The sequence below is a fragment of the Propionivibrio limicola genome, from assembly GCF_009469695.1.
Classification (GTDB): Bacteria; Pseudomonadota; Gammaproteobacteria; order Burkholderiales; family Rhodocyclaceae; genus Propionivibrio; species Propionivibrio limicola.
In genome coordinates this window covers 84,751-102,093 of record NZ_SSSR01000004.1, presented here as the reverse complement: position 1 = coordinate 102,093, position 17,343 = coordinate 84,751, and the positions used below count along the sequence as shown (strand labels likewise).

Sequence of the window (17,343 nt, the reverse complement as noted above, 5' to 3'; positions counted from 1 at the left end):
AAAACCCTTACAGAACAGCCGCGATCGCGTCAGCGACGTAATCAATATTTTTCGAGTTCAGCGCGGCCATGCAGACACGGCCGGTGCTTACCGCATAGACGCCGAATTCGCTCTGCATGCGAGCGACCCGTTCGGCGGTCAGCCCTGTGTAGGAGAACATCCCGCGCTGTTTGGTGATGAACGAAAAATCCTGGGCGACGCCTTTGGCATTCAGTTTCTCGGCCAGGCTGCTGCGCATGGTGCGGATACGGTCGCGCATGCCGGCAAGTTCGTTTTCCCACATTTGGCGCAATTCAGGATTCGAGAGGACGGCTGCCACAATCGCTCCGCCGTGCGTCGGCGGGTTCGAATAATTGGTACGAATGACGCGCTTGACTTGTGACATGACGCGCGCGGCCTCGTCTTTGGAGTCCGTAACGACCGACAATGCGCCAACGCGCTCGCCGTAAAGCGAAAACGACTTCGAATAGGAGGTCGAGATAAAGAACTGCAGACCCGAAGCGGCAAAAAGATTCAGCGCCGTTGCATCTTTCTCAAGGCCTTCGGCAAAGCCTTGGTAGGCCATGTCGATAAACGCAATCAAACTACGTGAGCGGATGATGTCAATGACTTGGCGCCATTGATCTTCCGTCAGGTCGGCTCCGGTCGGGTTGTGGCAGCAGGCGTGCAAGACAATGATCGATTGAGGCGCCAATGCATCAAGCCTTGCTTTCATGGCGTCAAAGTTTACGCCACGGGTTTCTGCGTCGTAGTAGGGATAGGTTTCGACCGGGAAGCCCGCACTCTCGAAAATGCCGCGATGGTTTTCCCAGCTGGGATCACTGATGTAAACCTTGGAGTCGGGCATGAGACGTTTCAGGTAATCAGCGCCAACTTTGAGGGCGCCGGTGCCACCCAGGGCCTCAACCGTGACCACTTTGCTTTCGGTGAGGAGCGGAGATTCCTTGCCAAACAGCATTACCTGCACGGCTTGATTGTAGGCCGCAAGTCCCTCGATTGGCTGGTAACCTCGTGCCGGCATGCTATCCAGGCGAACTTTTTCTGCAACCTTGACAGCGTTGAGCAGGGGGATTTTTCCGTTATCGTCGAAATAAACGCCAACGCCCAGATTGACCTTGGTCGAACGCGAGTCGGCGTTATAAGCTTCGTTCAGCCCAAGAATCGGGTCGCGCGGTGCCATTTCAACGGCAGAAAAAATCGAGGAAGACATGTCGGGTACTCCGTAAGTAGTAGGCATGACGTAGCCGATCGACGGAAGGAATGTCGGGGTCGGGATGCGCCATCGACGGTTGTAAATGAAGGGAAAATTGGTGCCGTTGGCTTATTCGAAAGCCACGGCAGTCGTCAAAATTCAACGTAAAATTCTAGCATGATGACGTCTCCGAAAAAGCCGGATAAGCCCGATTTTGTCACTTTTGAAGGAAGTCCTTTCAGGCTCTATCAACCGTTCGAGCCGGCGGGCGATCAGCCTGAGGCGATCGCCCGGCTTGTTGAGGGGCTGGATGACGGGCTGTCCTATCAGACGTTGCTCGGTGTGACCGGGTCAGGCAAGACTTTTACGATGGCCAACGTGATCGCCCGAACAGGGCGACCGGCGCTCGTGTTGGCGCCGAATAAAACGCTGGCGGCGCAGTTGTATTCCGAGTTCCGGGAGTTTCTACCGGACAATGCCGTCGAATACTTCGTCTCCTACTACGATTACTATCAGCCCGAAGCTTATGTTCCGGCGCGCGACCTGTTCATCGAGAAGGATTCGGCAATCAACGAACACATCGAACAGATGCGGCTTTCGGCAACCAAGAGCCTGTTGGAGCGACGTGACTGCGTGATCGTGGCTACCGTATCATGTATTTATGGCATCGGTGATCGTGACGAATACCATCAGATGATTCTGACCATGCGAGTCGGCGACCGGATGGGGCAACGTGCTGTCATCAAGCGCCTTGCGGAGATGCAATACGAACGTAATGAACTTGATTTTCATCGTGGGACCTTTCGTGTCCGGGGCGATGTTATCGACGTTTTTCCGGCGGAACATGCCGAACACGCTATTCGTATCTCGCTGTTCGACGATGAAATCGACGGGTTGCAGTTGTTCGATCCGCTGACCGGTCACTTGGAGGCCAAGCTGGCCCGTTTCACCGTCTTCCCGTCTTCGCACTACGTGACGCCTCGTGCGACAGTGCTGCGCGCGATTGAAGCGATTAAGGAAGAGTTGCGACAGCGCGCGGACTTTTTCAACAGGGAGGGGCGCCTGGTTGAAGCGCAGCGTATCGAGCAACGCACGCGTTTCGATCTTGAAATGCTCGATCAGCTTGGCTTTTGCAAAGGTATCGAAAATTACTCGCGTCACTTGTCGGGGCGCAAGACGGGAGAGCCGCCGCCGACCCTTCTCGACTATTTGCCGTCCGACGCGCTGATGTTTATTGACGAGTCGCATGTAGCGATTTCGCAAATCGGCTCGATGTACAAAGGCGACCGGTCGCGGAAGGAAAATCTGGTTAATTACGGTTTTCGCCTTCCTTCGGCGCTGGATAACCGACCGTTGAAATTCGAAGAATACGAAGCATTCTCCCGGCAAACCATTTTCGTATCAGCAACACCGGGTGAGTACGAGAATCAACACCAGGGGCAGGTGGTTGAGCAAGTTGTCCGTCCGACAGGATTGGTGGACCCCGAGATCATCATCAGGCCGGCAATGACGCAGGTTGACGACCTGCTTTCCGAGATACGGCTGAGGGTGGCGCGTGATGAACGCGTCTTGGTCACCACGTTAACCAAAAGAATGTCGGAGGAGTTGACCGATTTTCTCGGGGAGAACGGTGCCCGCGTCCGCTATCTCCATTCGGACATCGATACCGTTGAGCGCGTCGAAATCATTCGCGACCTGCGCCTCGGCAAGTTTGATGTGCTTGTCGGCATCAACCTGCTGCGCGAGGGGTTGGATATACCTGAAGTCTCTTTGGTCGCCATTCTTGACGCCGACAAGGAGGGGTTCCTGCGATCGGAACGCTCTCTGATTCAGACGATTGGCCGCGCAGCCCGCCACCTCAACGGCACGGCCATTCTTTACGCCGACCGGGTTACGGGCTCAATGCAACGTGCTATCGCGGAAACCGAACGGCGACGCATCAAACAAATCAGTTACAACAAAGCGCATAACATAACCCCCAGAGGGGTGACCAAGCGAATCAAGGATATTATTGATGGCGTTTACGATTCGAATGCGGCGCAACGCGAACTTAAGGCCGCAGAATCGCATGCAGGCTACAACGCCCTGAGTGAGAAACAATTGACTCAGGAAGTCAAACGGCTTGAGAAAGAGATGGCCGCGTTTGCAAAAAATCTTGAATTCGAGAAGGCAGCCGCCACGCGCGATGAATTGTTGCGCCTGAAAGAAAGACTGTTCGGTACGGTGGTTCCCGATCATCCTCAATAATTGGCAAGTTCATCCATGATAAAAGTCCTCTTCGTCTGCATGGGCAATATCTGTCGGTCGCCGACAGCTGAGGGAGTGTTTCGGCATGTACTGGCAGCGAATAATCTTCTCCATTTGGTGGCGGTCGATTCTGCGGGAACGCATGGCTATCACGTTGGCGAAGCGCCCGACCCCCGTGCTCAAGAGGCGGCCATAAAGCGTGGATACAATATCGGGCTGCTGCGGGCGCGACAGGTTTGTTCGCAAGATTTCCAGGAATTCGATCTGATTTTGGCGATGGATCGCAATAACCTGGCTGCGCTAAAGACGCTGTGCCCCCCTGAATCCTCCACCCGAATCAATCTGTTCATGGAGTATTCGAGTCGCCACGTCGAAGTCGAGGTGCCTGATCCGTATTACGGGGGGGCTCAGGGGTTTGACCGAGTGTTGGACATGGTTGAGGATGCGAGCTACGGATTGCTCAGTGCGATTAGAAAACGATCCCCTTTAGCGAATCTTTCCGCGTAAAAATGGCGCATGGCATTGGGGTATGCGGAATAAACCAATGGTGTGTTTTTTTGCGTCTTGCTTGGTGGCGCAAAAACAATAAAAATATTGACACCGTTTGCCCGTGCTATATAATGCGCACTCGCTTCACGCGGGAGTAGCTCAGTTGGTAGAGCGCAACCTTGCCAAGGTTGAGGTCGCGAGTTCGAGACTCGTCTCCCGCTCCAGTTTGTTGGGGCCGCGTAGGTTGCGGTACTACGTCGGCTAGGTGCGGCGCGATAGCAAAGCGGTTATGCACCGGATTGCAAATCCGTGTAGGTCGGTTCGACTCCGGCTCGCGCCTCCAGTAATATCAAAGGCCTAGAGTTTAATTTATCTGGGTTTGAAAAGGTTATAGCTTGTGTAGGTCCTGTAGGGGATTTGCCAAGAGATGCGGCAGTAGCTCAGTTGGTAGAGCGATACCTTGCCAAGGTATAGGTCGAGAGTTCGAGACTCTTCTGCCGCTCCAGTTTAAAAAAGGAAATGCTTTGGCATTTCCTTTTTTTGTTGGCTTCCCGTTGCCGTAAGATATTCTGTAGCCCGGATGGTGAAATTGGTAGACACAAGAGACTTAAAATCTCTCGGCCGCAAGGCTGTACCGGTTCGATCCCGGTTCCGGGCACCATAAACAAGTCCAAAGCCGTCCGATTTAGGCCAGAAAACCCAGTAAATACAAGGTTTCTGGCCTTTTTTGCGTCCGCTGCAGTCCAACAAAATACCTTGAAAGCCGGCAAAAAAGGCAGTAACTTTGACAGTAACAGGATCCCTCTCAAAAGGAGTTACTGTCATGGCACTTACTGATATCGCGGTTCGCAGCGCAAAGCCTGCGGAAAAGCCAGTCCGACTTTCCGACGACAAGGGGTTGTACCTGCTCGTCACGCCCAACGGTTCGCGCTGGTGGCGCATGGACTACCGTTTTGCCGGCAAACGCAAAACACTATCAATGGGTGTTTATCCGGATGTGGGCCTGAAAGCCGCTCGCGAGAAACGCGATACGGCACGCGAACAGATTGCAGCCGGGATCGACCCGGGGGAACACAGAAAGGCAACGAAGGCGGCGACAGAGGCGCGCGCCAGCAATTCCTTTGAAATCATTTGCCGGGAATGGCTTGAGCATAAGCGCGCCGTTGTCGAAGAAGCCCAGTACAAAAAGGCGCTTGCCCGCCTGACAAACGACGTCTTCCCATGGCTTGGCGAAAGGCCGATTTCGGCGATTACCGCCCCAGAGATTCTCTCCGTAATGCGTCGCGTCGACGAACGCGGCGCACGTTACACGGCCCACAAGATACGAAGCGAAATCAGCCAATGCTTCCGCTATGCGATTGCAACCGGCCGGGCAACACGTGACCCATGCCCCGATCTTAGAGGCGCCCTTCCTCCGGCTCGCGGCGAACACTTCGCGGCAATTACAACGCCCAGAGAAGCTGCCGAGCTGCTCCGCGCTATCGACGGCTTTCGTGGCACCTTCGTCGTTCACTGCGCGCTTCGGCTGGCACCAATGCTGTTTGTCCGACCGGGCGAGCTTAGGAAGGCTCAATGGGCAGATTTCGACTTGAACAAAGCGGAGTGGCGCTATTTGGTTACAAAAACCGATACCGACCATTTGGTTCCGCTGGCCTCGCAAGCCGTAGCGATTTTGAGAGAGCTTTATGCGCTGACCGGTCAAGGACAGTACGTCTTTCCCGGCCGCGATCCGAAAAGGCCCATGTCTGACGCGGCCATCAACGCCTCCCTGCGCCGCATGGGCTATGACACGCGGACCGAAATATCAGGACACGGCTTCCGCGCGATGGCGCGGACAATCCTGCATGAAGAACTGCACCAGAAACCGGAAGTGATCGAGCACCAACTGGCGCACTCGGTTCCTGATGCCCTCGGTACGGCGTACAACCGGACGAGGTTCCTGAAAGAGCGCAAAGCGATGATGCAACTATGGGCTGACTACCTCGACAAGCTTAAAGCGGGCGCAGATGTGTTGACTCTTCGAGGAAGCGCCGCCTAGAAAGTTGGCCGCGCTGCCCCCTCCCTTTACTAACAAAAAAGCCCTCCCTATTTGCAGCGATTACTCGTTACACCCGGATCTGGGGCGGATGCGAAAAAACGCAGTTGACGGTTTGGCATAGGTCGTCAACCAAAGAGTCCACCGTGTTAAGCAGCTATCTTTTCTGCATAGTATTTTTGGTTGAACGCAGCAGGAGAAAGATAGCCAAGACGCGCCTGCTTGCGGATGCGGTTATAAAAGATCTCAATGTATTCGGTGATTTCTCGTTGCGCCTGTTCGCGGGAGGAGAAACGTCGGTGATGCACGAGTTCGGTTTTCAAGGTTCCCCAGAAGCTTTCCATCGGGGCGTTGTCCCAACAGTTCCCTTTACGGCTCATGGACGCGTGCATGTCGAATTGACGTAGCAGCTTCTGGTAAGCATGAGCGCAATACTGACTGCCGCGATCCGAGTGGTGAAGCAGCCCTTCCTTTGGTCGCTTGGCAGCGACGGCCCGGAACAACGCTTGCATGACCAGAGGCGTGGTCATGCGCTTTGACATGGCGTAGCCCACCAGCTCGCCGCTGAACAGATCCTTGACGCCCGCCAGATAGAGCCAGCCCTCATCCGTCGCAATGTAGGTGATGTCCGTTACCCAGGCCTGGTTTGGCGCCTCGACGGCAAATTGCCGATTCAGTCGGTTGGGGGCCAGCGGCAAGGCGTGCCGCGAATCAGTTGTCGCCTTGAACTTTCGTTTCTGCTTGCAACGCAGCCCCAGCCTTCGGCGAATCCGTTTGATGCGATCGACACTGGCTGCGACGCCATGATCGGCCAGATCGGATTGCAAGCGTTTGGGGCCGTAGGTTTCCCGCGTCCGCTGATGCGCGGCACGGATTTCGGTTTCCAAACGGACAGCCTCTTGCTGACGCGCCGACGGTGGGCGCTTACGCCAGGCGTGATAGCCGCTCTCCGATACGTCCAATACTCGGCACAAGACCGCCACAGGGTGCTGATGTCGCAATTGTTCGATCCGCTCGTATTTCACCGCGACTCCTTCGCGAAATACGCCGCACACTTTTTTAGCAAATCACGCTCCAGTTTGACTTCTGCCAACTCTTTGCGTAACCGCGCCAATTCCATTTCCGTCTCCGTGGGCGGCCGCTGCCCTTGTCCAGCCTTCGGCAACTTGCCTAACCGGGCCGCTCTGACCCAGTTGCCCAGACTGCTTTTGGGCACCGAGAGCCGCTTCGCGGCCTGATCGACCGACAAGCCTTCCTGCTCTACCAGCTTGACGGCCTCTGACCGAAATTCCGGCGTATATACCCCGTTCGGGATGCGTTCCATCTCTGTCCTCCGTTTGGCAAATTCTACAAAACGGTGGACTCTTTGATTTCCAGCCTACGCCATTTCTGGAGGGAGCCGTCTTACAGAGCAGGGGCTGACTGAGAAGTGTTCGGCCTTTGCAGCCCGCCTGCCTGACCGAAACGGTACGTATGCAATGGCAAGCCGTCACTCGGCCACGCCAAGAGAGGTGTTTTCCCGGGGCAGTCGCTTGCGACAAAACTCTGAGTCGCCGCGCGCGATGATCAGCACCTCGTCTTTTGAGAAAATAACCGCCTCACAAGACGAAACGATAGCCGATTCCAGACTCCGTGACTATGTGCTTCGGCATCGATGCATCGCGCTCGATTTTCTTGCGCAGATTGGCCATGTGCACACGTACGTAATGGGTATCTTCGATGTGCCCCGGTCCCCAGACGAGTTTCAACAATTGTCGGTGCGTAATGACGCGATTGGGTTGCGTGGCCACGCAGGCCAGCAGGCGGTATTCGATCGGAGTCAGGTGTAACGGTTCGCCGTTGCGCTCGACAACGCGGCGACTCAAGTCGAGGCAGATATCGTCAAAGCGGATCATCGGCTCGCCGGGCGTTGCCTGTTGCGCCCGACGCCTTAACTGAGCGCGCACGCGTGCCATCAGTTCCCCCGCGCCAAATGGTTTAACCAGATAGTCGTCAGCGCCGGCATCGAGCGCGGCGATCTTGTCGTTCTCGCCGCTACGCGCGGAAAGCACGACGACCGGCGAGTTGGACCAGCCGCGCAGATCGCGGATGAAATCCACCCCATCGCCATCGGGCAACCCAAGATCAAGCACGATCAGATCAGGGCGTCGCGTTCCCGCTTCGATGAGTCCGCGCTTGAGACAGTCTGCCTCAAAAGCCTCGTGCCCCTCGCTTTCCAAGGCCATGCGCACGAACCGGCGAATATCGGCCTCGTCCTCAACAATCAATATCTTGGCGCGAATTTCACTCATGGCCCGGCTCCTCTGGATTCTCAACGGCTGTTCCATCATCGCTGGGCGGCTCCCCGCGCGGGAACGCGAGAATAAACTGCGCGCCGCCCGTTGCGCGTGTCGCGCCGTGAATTGTTCCTCCGTGGGCCTGCATGATGGCGCGACAGATGGCGAGTCCTAAGCCAACGCCGGGGGTCGCGCTTTCCTTGCTGCCCCGCTCGAATTTCTCGAAGATGGCTTCCTCGCGGCCGGGAGGCAACCCCGGCCCGTGGTCACTAATCGTAACGATCACCTGCTGGCTGTCGGCCCGGCCTTCGATTTCGATCGGCGAAAGGGCGGGGGTGAATTTGCAAGCGTTTTCCAGCACGTTGAATAGGACGCGCTCAATCAAGACGGCATCAAGGTGTAGGAGCGGTAGATCTGGCGCCAGATCTACCTTCAATGGCCGTCCCTCCAGCATCGCCGCACCGCTGGCGAGCGCGCTGCCGACGACTTCCTCGAGTGGCTGCCACTGCTGGTTCAGATGCACGGCACCAGATTCCAGACGCGCCATGTCGAGCAGATTGCCGACCAAGGCGTTCATGCGCATCGCCGAATTGCGCATCGTCTGAATCAATTCCAGCTGCTGGCTGGTCGGAGCCGGCTTCGTCATCTGCAACGTATCGGCTACTCCAACCAGCGACGCCAACGGCGTACGCAGATCATGCGAAATCGCGGACAGAAGCGAGTTGCGCAGTCGCTCGGATTCCATTTGCACAATGGTCCGCTGTGCTACCTCGATATAGTGAATGCGCTCGAACGAGATCGCCATCAGCAAAGCGCAGGTGTCGATCAGGCGCCGCTGTTCCGGTCGAAGCAGATCGATGCCTTCCAGTTCGATCGCCAGTACGCCGCGCAGGCGCATCGTGGCTTTGAGAGGCACGACCAGACATTTGCTGGCTGGCAGCGTATCGGTGCTACGGCCGGCCGCCTCGCCCCGATCGAAAGACCATTGCGCAACGCCCATATCGACATCGCACGCAGCGCCCGGCATCACTCGAAGACGGTCCTTCTCGTCGGCCAGCAGGATGGCCGACTTGAAACCGAATTCCGTCGCGAGAAAGCGTGAGCCGATCTCGGCGACCTGCTCCGCCATCAGGGCCGCCGACAGGTCGCGCGACATTTCGTAAAGCCCGGTGACGCGCCGCTCCCGTTCGGTGACGGCCTCGACCTGCACTTTCAGGCCCGCGGTCAGTTGCCCGACGACTAGCGCCACCACGAGCATGACGGCAAAGGTGACGAGATACTGGAAATCGCTGACGGCAAAAGAAAAGCGCGGCGGCACGAAGAAAAGGTCGAACAGCCCAACGCCAACAAAGGCCGCCGCCACCGCCGGTCCTCGGCCAAAGCGCAGCGCCACGCCGACCACCGCGAGCAGGAACAGCATGACGATGTTCGAGAGTTCGAGCACGCCGAGCAGGGGTGTTGCCAGTAACGCGGTTGTGCCACACGCAGCGAGTGCGGCCAGATAATCGTTCCAGCGGATCGGGGTTCGAGCAAGGGGGCGAACTGGTTCTGACGCTTTTTGCGGAGTGCTTTTTGCCAGCGATACGCGCAGGATATCCAGATCGTCGACCTCAGCCTCGATCGCATCTCCAAGGGGCCGCCGCCATGGCCTGCGCCGCGATGGACGCCCCATCACGAGACGCGACAAATTATGTTCCCGCGCATAACGCACCAGCGCAGAGGCAACCGCAGGAGCAGGCAGGACAGCAGTGGTAGCGCCGAGATCCTGGGCCAACTTCAGAACGCGCAGAATTTCTTGGCGCGCACGTTCGCTCTCGCCGGAAGGCGACGAGGGTTCAACATGGACGGCATGCCACGGTACGTCGAGTTGGGCGGCCAGACGAGCGCAGGTACGGACGATTTTTTCGCCATGTTCGCCGGCGGCGACACAGGCCAGCAGCGATTCGCGCGTCGGCCAGACGCGTGCCATGAGGGTGCGGCGGCGATACGCCTGCATTTCGCCGTCGACGCGGTCGGCTGTACGGCGCAGCGACAGTTCGCGTAACGCGAGCAGATTGCCCTTGCGGAAAAAATTCTTCGCTGCCAGCTTCGCTTGTTCCGGCAGATACACCTTGCCCTGCCGCAAGCGCTCGATCAGTTCATCGGGTGGGAAATCGACGACGACAACCTCGTCCGCCTCGTCGAAAACGCGGTCGGGCACGGTTTCCCAGACCTTGATACCGGTAATGCCATTGATGATGTCGTTGAGGCTTTCGAGATGCTGGACGTTGACCGTCGTATATACGTCGATGCCGGCGTCGAGCAGTTCCTGCACGTCCTGCCAGCGTTTCGGATGCCGCGACCCAACGACGTTCGAGTGCGCCAGCTCGTCCATCAGGATGATGGCCGGCTTGCGGGCCAGTGCAGCATCGAGGTCGAATTCCTTCAGCGCATGGTCGCGGTAAGGAGTCTCGTGCAACGGAATCCGTTCCATGCCGTCGGTCATGACTTCGGTTTCGATGCGGCCATGCGTCTCGACGACGCCGATGACGATGTCCACATCCTGCAGAAGTTGCTGCCGCGCCTCGCTCAGCATCGCGTAGGTCTTGCCGACGCCCGCCGAAGCACCGAAGAAAATCTTCAACTTTCCCCGTTTGGCCTTGGCCTCCTCGGCAGTGACCTGGCTCAGCAGTTGGTCGGGATTGGGACGTTCGATGTCCATGCTCGCATTCTCTTGTTCGGGCTACCGGTAGGCGTCGAGGGCAAGATTGAGTTCCAGCACACTCACTCGAGGTTCGCCGAAGATACTCCATTGGCGACCTTCGGTGTGTTGCGCGACGAGGGCGTCGAGCGCCGCCGGTTCGATCCCGCGCAAGCGGGCGATGCGGCCGGCCTGATAGGCCGCCGCGGCCGGGCTTATGTGCGGGTCGAGCCCGCTGGCCGAAGCGGTGACCAGATCGGCCGGGATCGGCCGAGTGTTGTCGGGATCGGCGGCCTTCAGCGCCTCGATCCGGCCCTTGACCGCGTCGACCAGCGCCGGGTTGAGCGGCCCTTGGTTTGAGCCACCCGAGGCGGCGGCGTTGTACGGCATCGGTCCGGTGGCCGAGGGACGGCCCCAGAAGTATTTCGGGTCACTGAAGTTCTGGCCGATCAGGCGGGAACCGACCGTCTTGCCATCCTTGACGATCAGGCTACCGCTCGCTTTCTCCGGGAAGGCGGTTTTGGCGAGGCCGGTCACCAGGAACGGATAAGCAAGGCCGGTGATGAGGCTCAGCAAGACGAACAGGCTGAGGGCGGGACGGAGCAGGGTTTTCATTGATTTCTCCTGTTGTTCAGGCTAGACCAGCCGCGGCGATCAGCACGTCGATCAGCTTGATGCCGAGGAAGGGGGCGACGATGCCGCCGAGGCCGTAGATCGCCAGGTTCTGGCGCAGCAGCGTGGCCGCGCCGAGCGGGCGGTATTTGACGCCCTTCAAGGCCAGCGGGATCAGGAAGACGATGATCAGCGCGTTGAAGATCACCGCCGAGAGGATCGCCGACGACGGGCTGGCCAGGCCCATGACGTTGAGCGCGGAAAGCTGCGGGTAGGTGCTGACGAAGGCTGCCGGAATGATCGCGAAGTACTTGGCGATGTCGTTGGCGATGGAAAACGTCGTCAGCGACCCGCGCGTCATCAGCATCTGCTTGCCGGTCTCGACGACCTCGATCAGCTTGGTCGGGTTGGAGTCGAGGTCGACCATGTTGCCGGCCTCCTTGGCCGCCTGCGTGCCGGTGTTCATGGCCACGGCGACGTCGGCCTGGGCCAGCGCCGGCGCATCGTTGGTGCCGTCGCCGGTCATCGCCACCAGGCGGCCTTCCGACTGGTACTGGCGGATCAGCTTGAGCTTGGCTTCCGGCGTGGCCTCGGCAAGGAAGTCGTCGACGCCGGCCTCGGCGGCGATCGCGGCGGCTGTCACGCGGTTGTCGCCGGTGACCATCACCGTCTTGATGCCCATCTGGCGCAGTTCCGCGAAACGCTCCTTGATGCCGCCCTTGACGATGTCTTTCAGTTCGATCACGCCGAGGACGCGCACCTTGCCTTGGCTTGATTCGGCGACGACCAGCGGCGTGCTGCCGCGGCGGGCGACGTCGTCGACCTTGCCGCTCACCGATTTGTGGAAGCTGCCGCCCTCGGCTTCGACGAAGGCTTTGATGGCTTCCGCCGCGCCCTTGCGGATCTGCCGCTCGCCGAGATTGACGCCGCTCATGCGCATCTGTGCCGTGAAATGCACGAAGTGGGCGTCGAGCGCGTGGATGTCGCGTTCACGCAGCTTGAAGCGCTGCTTGGCGAGGACGACGATGCTGCGCCCTTCCGGCGTTTCGTCGGCGAGCGAGGCGAGTTGCGCGGCGTCGGCGAGTTCGGCCTCGGTGACGCCGTCGGCCGGCAGGAAGGCCGAAGCCTGGCGGTTGCCGAGGGTAATGGTGCCGGTCTTGTCGAGCAGCAGCACGTCGACGTCGCCGGCCGCCTCGACCGCGCGTCCGGAGGTGGCGATGACGTTGGCCTGCATCATGCGGCTCATGCCGGCCACGCCGATGGCCGAGAGCAGCCCGGCGATCGTGGTCGGGATCAGGCAGACGAGTAGCGCGATCAGCACGGTGATGCTGACCGGCGTGCCGGCTCCGGCGACGTCGACGCTGAACATCGAGTACGGCAGCAGCGTGACCGTCACGGCGAGGAAGACGATGGTCAACGCGACGAGCAGGATGGTCAGCGCGATCTCGTTCGGCGTCTTCTGGCGCTTGGCGTTCTCGACCATGGCGATCATGCGGTCGACGAAGGTCTCGCCGGGATTGACCGTGACGCGCACGATGATCCAGTCGGACAGCACGCGTGTGCCGCCGGTGACCGAGGAAAAATCGCCGCCGGATTCGCGGATGACCGGCGCCGATTCGCCGGTGATCGCCGATTCGTCGACCGAGGCGACGCCTTCGATGACTTCGCCGTCGGCCGGGATGAACTCGTGCGCGGCGATGAGCACCACGTCGCCCTTGCGCAGGTCGGTGGCCGGGACCATCTGCCATTTCGATTCGAGGTGCGGTTCATGGAGCTTCTTGGCCAAGGTCTCCTTCTTCAGGCCGCGCAGCGAAGCGGCCTGCGCCTTGCTGCGGCCTTCGGCCAGCGCTTCGGCGAAGTTGGCGAAGAGCACCGTGAACCACAGCCACAGGGCGATGGCCAGGATGAAACCCGGGTTTTCCACCACTCGTGCCTCGCCCTGGCCGCCCAGCGCCTGAATCCAGAGCACCGAGGTCAGGATGCTGCCGATATATACGACGAACATCACCGGATTGCGCCACTGCACCGCCGGGGAGAGTTTCCGGAACGCGTCGGTGACGGCCGGGACGGCCAGTTCCGGATCGAAGAGGGTAAAAGTCTTGCGCGTCATTTTGTCTCCAATCAGTGCGCGGCAAAGAGCATCAATTGCTCGATGACCGGCCCGAGCGCCAGCGCCGGCACGTAGTTGAGCAGACCGACCAGCAGCACGATGCCGACCAGAAGTACGACGAACAGCGGGCTGTGCGTCGGCAGCGTGCCTTCGGTGACGGCCAGGCGCTTCTTGGCGGCCAGCGAGCCGGCGATGGCCAGCACCGGCACGATCACGCCGAAGCGGCCGAACCACATGGCCAGCCCGAGCAGCGTGTTGTAGAACGGCGTGTTGGCCGAGAGGCCGGCAAAAGCGCTGCCGTTGTTGTTGGCGGCCGACGAGAAGGCGTAGAGAATTTCCGAGAAGCCGTGTGCGCCGGGGTTGGCGATGCCCGCGCGCCCGTCGGCGGCGATCACCGCGATGGCCGTGCCGACCAGCACCAGCAGCGGCGTCACCAAGATGGCGATCGAGGTCATCTTCATCTCGTAGGTCTCGATCTTCTTGCCCAGGTATTCCGGCGTACGCCCGATCATCAGGCCGGAAATGAACACCGCCAGGATGGCGAATACCAGCATGCCGTACAGGCCCGTGCCGACGCCGCCGAAGACCACCTCGCCGAGGTGCATGCCGATCAGCGGAATCAGGCCGCCCAGCGGCATGAACGAGTCGTGCATGGCAATGACTGCGCCGCAGGACGCCGAGGTGGTGATCGTGGCGAACAGGCCGGACTCGGCGATGCCGAAACGCGCCTCCTTGCCTTCCATGTTGCCGAGCGCCGGGTCGACGCCGAGTTGGGTCAGCAGCGGGTTGGCCTGCTGCTCGAAGGCCATGGCCGCAATCGCCAGGCCGATGAACAGGATCGTCATCGCCGCCAGCACGGCCCAGCCCTGGCGGGTGTCGCCGACCATGCGCCCGAAGGTGAAGCACAGCGCACCGGGAATCAGGGAGATCGACAGCATCTGGACGAAGTTGGAAAGCGGCGTCGGGTTTTCAAAGGGGTGCGCCGAGTTGGCGTTGAAGAAACCGCCGCCGTTGGTGCCGAGCATCTTGATCGCTTCCTGTGAGGCGACCGGACCCATGGCCAGCGTCTGGGTTTTCGCTTCGGTGGGCTCGGTGACGACTACGCCTTTTTCGTTCTTGACCAGCTGACCGGCGGCGTCGAGCTTGGGCGTGTCGTACTTGGTGACTTCCATCGTCGTTACGTCCTTGTACGCATCAAAGTTCTGGATCGATCCCTGGCCGACCAGGAACACGGCATAGACGATGGAGATCGGCAGCAGGACGTACAGCGTGATGCGCGTGAGGTCGACCCAGGCGTTGCCGATGCTCGCCGCCGTGTGGCGGGCGAAGCCGCGGATCAGCGCGATGACGACGACGATGCCGGTGGCCGCGGAAAGGAAATTCTGCACGGTCAGCGCCAGCATCTGCGTCAGGTAGCTCATCGTCGACTCGCCGCCGTAGCCTTGCCAGTTGGTGTTCGAGGCGAAGCTGACGGCCGTGTTGAACGCCGAGTCCGGACTAACGTTGGTCATCCCCTGCGGATTGAGCGGCAACCAGGCCTGCAGCCGCTGCAACGCGTAGACCGCGAGAACGCCGAGTGCATTGAAGAGCAGGATGGCGAAGGTGTATTTGAGCCAGCCCATTTCCTCTTCGGCACGGATGCCACACAGGCGATAGAGCGGGCGCTCGGTTTTCCGGACGAAGGCAAACTCGCCCTCCATCACCATAGCGAGGTATATGCCCATCGGTTTGACCGTGAGCAAAAGAACGGTCAGGTAGAGAACAAGAAGTTCCCATGCATGCGAGTTCATGAGAAATTCTCCGGGTTAAGCAGCGCCGCAACCAGATAGACAAACAGTCCGGCAGCAACCAAGCCACTGAGAATGTAGAGCCAGATCATTTGATTCCTCCGAGCCGGGCGCAGCCGGCAGCAAAAGCAAACATCAGAGCGAACAACAACCCTATAAGCGTGAAATAGACCATATCCATGGTGGGACTCCATACCGGTTACGCGACAAACTCATACTAGAAAAGTGCCTGTCAAAATGCTGACAAGAAACAGATTCTCGCTATCAAGAAGACATAAAAGCGGCCGGTGTGCTTACCAGAATTGCTCTACAAAAATTACTGAGCGCGGCTCCTCATGCGCAGTCTCGCTCCCCAATACACGCTGCGCAGGCTGAGGTCGCCCGAACAGTTGCCCGGCAATAACCTGCGCCACCAGAACGATGGCGACCGCAATCGCGACTAGAACAGCGAAAATTAGCAACGGATTCGTGGCAAGAGTCAAAACAGAACTGATGATCGTCATGACAGAACTCCTTTAGGTGACGCTTTCATGCTAGGAGGATGACTGTCAAAACAGTGACAAGATTGGGGCCAGGTTTATCAAGATTTCGTAAAGGCCAGCCCTGTTGCGTGCTCTTGATGCGACTGTGCCCTCTGCGGATGACGAATGGCTAATCACGCGGTCAGCGCTCCAAGCCGCCATGGAGGGGCTGCCTATCAAGCCCTACGCCGACCAATCGGACTAGCCGTGGAACGTCGGCAAAGGCTGGTTGGTTTGCCCTTGAGAGGCCTCCTCGCGCGACTGTTCTACTCCATACCTTCCCTTGGCCCCAGACCAATCGACCGTCAGCGGCGGGTCGGGAGTTCAAGTTCATCGAACAGCAAGATGTCATTGATCGCCATTAGATGCTGAGCGGCCGGTAACCGGCGCATTGCAGCCCGAGTCTGGCCAGATGCCCAAGGTCTGCTGTGGCCGAGTAGTTCTCGGTCGGTCCCGGCTCAGAACGACTGGGCAACTCCGCAACCTGCCGTCGGGGCAGCGAAACAAAGAAAGTCGGGATAGGGGCGGTAGTGTGAGTTCGCCAAACAGAAAAAGCTGCCGTTCAACGCGATAGAGACAACCAATTTTAACTTGAAGCGCGGTTTTCTCATGTTGAGCACACGCAAAAATGCTGGTGCGCGCGACATACTGTTTAAGATGGAATTCTCTGATTTTACAGAGGCAGAACAATGACCGAACAGCGAAAAGCACCGCCTCAGGCATGGAAACCCGGACAGTCGGGAAATCCGAAGGGGAAGCCGGCCGGAACGCGTAACAAGGCGACGACGATGCTCTTGACGTTAATGGAGAACGGCGCCAAGGAAATCACCGAAGCGGTTATCGAGGCGGCCAAGGCAGGCGACCTGAGCGCCGCCCGGCTGGTACTCGACCGGCTTTGCCCCCCGGCACGAGAACGGCCGATATCACTCGAACTGCCCGAGACCTCGACCATCGCCGGCATCAGCGCCGCGCAGCAGGCAATTTTCAAGGCCGTCGCCGACGGTCAGTTGCTACTGGGCGAAGCCACTACGTTGTCGGGCCTGATCGAAGCGCAACGGAAAGCGCTCGAAACGATTGAATTGGAAACCCGTATCGCCGCCTTGGAGGAGAAATCCAAATGACCCGATTGGAACGACGCATCGCACTTGTCGAGGCCGCGAGAAGGCGCGGTCAGCCCGGTTTCGTAGTCGTCCGGCGTGATGACGGCGAGTCCGAAGAAGAAGCCTTACAGCGGGCGGGGTTGCCGGCCGACTATGGCGGTGTGGTTGTTTTCATGAGTCACGAGGACATCGCCCTTTGACGCCCCGCTTTAACCGCGTTTGTTCGTGATAACGAAGCTCCATGAAGCTCAGACATCAGACGGTGGAATTGGAAAAAAGCGAACAGCAAATTTT

Annotated in this window: 14 protein-coding genes and 4 tRNA genes; 9 read left to right on the top strand and 9 right to left on the bottom strand. The window is 59.0% G+C overall.

Annotated elements, in window-relative coordinates:
- Positions 1-7: 7 nt before the first annotated feature.
- The gene (locus tag GH659_RS05555) at positions 8-1,210 is read right to left on the bottom strand and encodes an amino acid aminotransferase (RefSeq protein WP_153109967.1); all 1,203 of its coding nucleotides are present in this window, start codon (positions 1,208-1,210) and stop codon (positions 8-10) included.
- Between the two features lie 159 nt (positions 1,211-1,369).
- Between GH659_RS05555 and uvrB the strand changes: the two genes are divergently transcribed.
- From uvrB to GH659_RS05520, 7 genes are all read left to right on the top strand, one after another.
- Positions 1,370-3,439 (top strand): excinuclease ABC subunit UvrB, encoded by a 2,070-nt coding sequence (gene uvrB / locus GH659_RS05550; RefSeq protein WP_153109965.1) that lies wholly within the window; start codon positions 1,370-1,372, stop codon positions 3,437-3,439.
- Between the two features lie 15 nt (positions 3,440-3,454).
- On the top strand, positions 3,455-3,946 hold the full coding sequence (locus GH659_RS05545) for a low molecular weight protein-tyrosine-phosphatase (RefSeq protein ID WP_153109963.1): 492 nt from the start codon (positions 3,455-3,457) through the stop codon (positions 3,944-3,946).
- Between the two features lie 130 nt (positions 3,947-4,076).
- A tRNA-Gly gene (locus tag GH659_RS05540) sits at positions 4,077-4,152 on the top strand.
- Positions 4,153-4,197: 45 nt separating this feature from the next.
- Positions 4,198-4,271, top strand: a tRNA-Cys gene (locus GH659_RS05535).
- A gap of 86 nt (positions 4,272-4,357) precedes the next feature.
- Positions 4,358-4,433: transfer RNA gene (locus tag GH659_RS05530), tRNA-Gly, on the top strand.
- A gap of 69 nt (positions 4,434-4,502) precedes the next feature.
- Positions 4,503-4,589, top strand: a tRNA-Leu gene (locus GH659_RS05525).
- Between the two features lie 123 nt (positions 4,590-4,712).
- Positions 4,713-5,966 carry a tyrosine-type recombinase/integrase gene (locus tag GH659_RS05520; protein ID WP_246167724.1) on the top strand — a complete coding sequence of 418 codons (1,254 nt, stop codon included), beginning with the start codon at positions 4,713-4,715 and terminating at the stop codon, positions 5,964-5,966.
- Between the two features lie 146 nt (positions 5,967-6,112).
- Here GH659_RS05520 and GH659_RS05515 read toward each other — a convergent pair.
- From GH659_RS05515 to GH659_RS05480, 8 genes are all read right to left on the bottom strand, one after another.
- A protein-coding gene (locus tag GH659_RS05515; RefSeq protein ID WP_153109961.1) for an IS3 family transposase occupies positions 6,113-7,287 on the bottom strand; the annotation gives its coding sequence in 2 pieces (ribosomal slippage) (positions 6,113-7,017 and positions 7,017-7,287; 1,176 coding nt in all).
- A 274-nt stretch (positions 7,288-7,561) separates the two neighbouring features.
- On the bottom strand, positions 7,562-8,254 hold the full coding sequence (kdpE, locus tag GH659_RS05510; protein ID WP_153109959.1) for a two-component system response regulator KdpE: 693 nt from the start codon (positions 8,252-8,254) through the stop codon (positions 7,562-7,564).
- Entirely contained in the window at positions 8,247-10,940 is a 2,694-nt protein-coding gene (locus tag GH659_RS05505) for a DUF4118 domain-containing protein (protein ID WP_153109957.1), read from the bottom strand. The genes kdpE and GH659_RS05505 overlap by 8 nt, the downstream gene beginning before the upstream one ends.
- 21 nt (positions 10,941-10,961) lie before the next feature.
- Complete coding sequence (gene kdpC, locus GH659_RS05500) at positions 10,962-11,534, bottom strand: potassium-transporting ATPase subunit KdpC (RefSeq protein ID WP_153109955.1); 573 nt, start codon at positions 11,532-11,534, stop codon at positions 10,962-10,964.
- A 16-nt stretch (positions 11,535-11,550) separates the two neighbouring features.
- Positions 11,551-13,641, bottom strand: coding sequence for a potassium-transporting ATPase subunit KdpB (gene kdpB / locus GH659_RS05495; protein ID WP_153109953.1), 2,091 nt, complete (start codon positions 13,639-13,641; stop codon positions 11,551-11,553).
- Between the two features lie 11 nt (positions 13,642-13,652).
- Positions 13,653-15,431: a potassium-transporting ATPase subunit KdpA gene (gene kdpA, locus GH659_RS05490; protein ID WP_153109951.1), complete on the bottom strand. Its 1,779-nt coding sequence runs from the start codon at positions 15,429-15,431 to the stop codon at positions 13,653-13,655.
- Positions 15,428-15,520, bottom strand: a complete 93-nt coding sequence (gene kdpF, locus GH659_RS05485; RefSeq protein ID WP_153109949.1) for a K(+)-transporting ATPase subunit F — start codon at positions 15,518-15,520, stop codon at positions 15,428-15,430. Before kdpF ends, kdpA begins: the two co-directional genes overlap by 4 nt.
- A 201-nt stretch (positions 15,521-15,721) precedes the next feature.
- Positions 15,722-15,931 carry a hypothetical protein gene (locus GH659_RS05480; RefSeq protein ID WP_153109947.1) on the bottom strand — a complete coding sequence of 70 codons (210 nt, stop codon included), beginning with the start codon at positions 15,929-15,931 and terminating at the stop codon, positions 15,722-15,724.
- Positions 15,932-16,638: 707 nt separating this feature from the next.
- Here GH659_RS05480 and GH659_RS05475 point away from each other — a divergent pair.
- Both GH659_RS05475 and GH659_RS05470 read left to right on the top strand, forming a co-directional pair.
- The gene (locus GH659_RS05475; protein WP_153109945.1) at positions 16,639-17,070 is read left to right on the top strand and encodes a DUF5681 domain-containing protein; all 432 of its coding nucleotides are present in this window, start codon (positions 16,639-16,641) and stop codon (positions 17,068-17,070) included.
- A complete protein-coding gene (locus GH659_RS05470; RefSeq protein ID WP_153109942.1) occupies positions 17,067-17,249 on the top strand; it encodes a hypothetical protein in 183 nt (60 codons plus the stop codon). Before GH659_RS05475 ends, GH659_RS05470 begins: the two co-directional genes overlap by 4 nt.
- Positions 17,250-17,343 lie beyond the last annotated feature (94 nt).